This window comes from Wenyingzhuangia gilva (assembly GCF_030519655.1).
Classification (GTDB): Bacteria; Bacteroidota; Bacteroidia; order Flavobacteriales; family Flavobacteriaceae; genus Wenyingzhuangia; species Wenyingzhuangia gilva.
On sequence record NZ_JAUMIT010000033.1, the window covers coordinates 1 to 1,245 of the forward strand.

At 30.9% G+C, this 1,245-nt stretch carries 2 protein-coding genes; both read right to left on the reverse strand.

Translation table 11 applies throughout. The features are described 5' to 3' along the window. Positions 1–310: 310 nt before the first annotated feature. A complete protein-coding gene (locus QVZ41_RS14545; protein ID WP_302885374.1) occupies positions 311–919 on the reverse strand; it encodes an ATPase in 609 nt (202 codons plus the stop codon). Further along, a complete protein-coding gene (locus QVZ41_RS14550) occupies positions 912–1,073 on the reverse strand; it encodes a hypothetical protein (RefSeq protein ID WP_157359368.1) in 162 nt (53 codons plus the stop codon). Before QVZ41_RS14550 ends, QVZ41_RS14545 begins: the two co-directional genes overlap by 8 nt. Between the last annotated feature and the right edge of the window lie 172 nt (positions 1,074–1,245).

The window sequence follows — 1,245 nt, forward strand, 5'->3', positions numbered from 1 at the left end:
GTTAAAAACTAAGTTTTCGTTTTAGAATTTTTGCGTGAGCACAGGTTTCAAACACTTAAAGAACTGTCATTTAAACAACAGCGAAAAATTCAGCCATGAATTTCAGCGTTGTTTTAGCTAACGGTTTTGGCTAGGCTTTGTGCGGGAAGAAAATCGACAAGATTTTCGAACACGTACTAAGCCGAAGCTTTTTGTTTGGTTTTGTTTCTTTGATTTCACAAAGCCAAATCAACAAGATTTGGCGACTTAGTAAATATACACAAAACTTTGAAGTAAGCACAAAACCCGCATGAAGTTTAGCCGGTGTTGGCTAATGTTTTTTATTTAGCACTTTTATACTAGGAATGAATTCTTCAAGATATTCAGGAAAATCATTTTTTAATATAAATTGTTCTTCTTCAATTGTAAATAAGTGATCTGGAGTGTTATTATATTTACTTGTTTCAAAAAGAGTAACAGAATCAAAAAACTTCCAATTTTCATTTAAGTGTTTAAAACCTAATTCATATCTTTCTTTAACTTCATTATCAGGTACAAAATGTCCACCATTTTCAAATCTAATGCGAACTCTTTCCTTTGCTTTTTCGATTGAGTCTAAGCAAAAGAAAACTATTTCAATTCTATAGTTTTCAGATTTAAAAATTTCAGGCCAATATAGTGGAGTAGAGTTGAAGTTTGTTTCATAACAGAAATCAGCTCTGTTTTTAATAGAAGATTTTATTACGTTTTCTAGATCTTTCCTAGCAAGATTATGAGCCATCCTGTCTCTAAATTCAGTATCAATTAGAGATTCATACTTTTCTTTATAGACTTTGTCATAATCATAAGGTTTTGTTTCTCCTTCAGTGAAAGCTTTTGAGAAAGAAGATTTTCCAGAACCGTTACAACCAGCAATTACTAATAATTTTGGTTTATCCATTAAATTGTGGTCCTGGTGTCGGATTAGGATTTAATTTTCCTTCTGCAAGTTTTTCTTCATAAACACGAATCTCTTCTGAAATTCGAGGAAGTTCATCTTTTAATCTATTTTTAAGATTAGATATATAATTTTGTATGTCTTCTTTTTTACTCATAGTGCAAATTTACAAAAATTTTATTTCAAAAAATCTCGCTCGAAAATATTTGCCAACGGTTTTGGCTAGCAAACGGAGCGTTTTACAAGCCGATTAATTATCGACCTAAAATACAGAAAAAAAGAAGAAACCGAACCTTAGTAAAGCACAAAATTAGCTTTGTTTGTTAGCC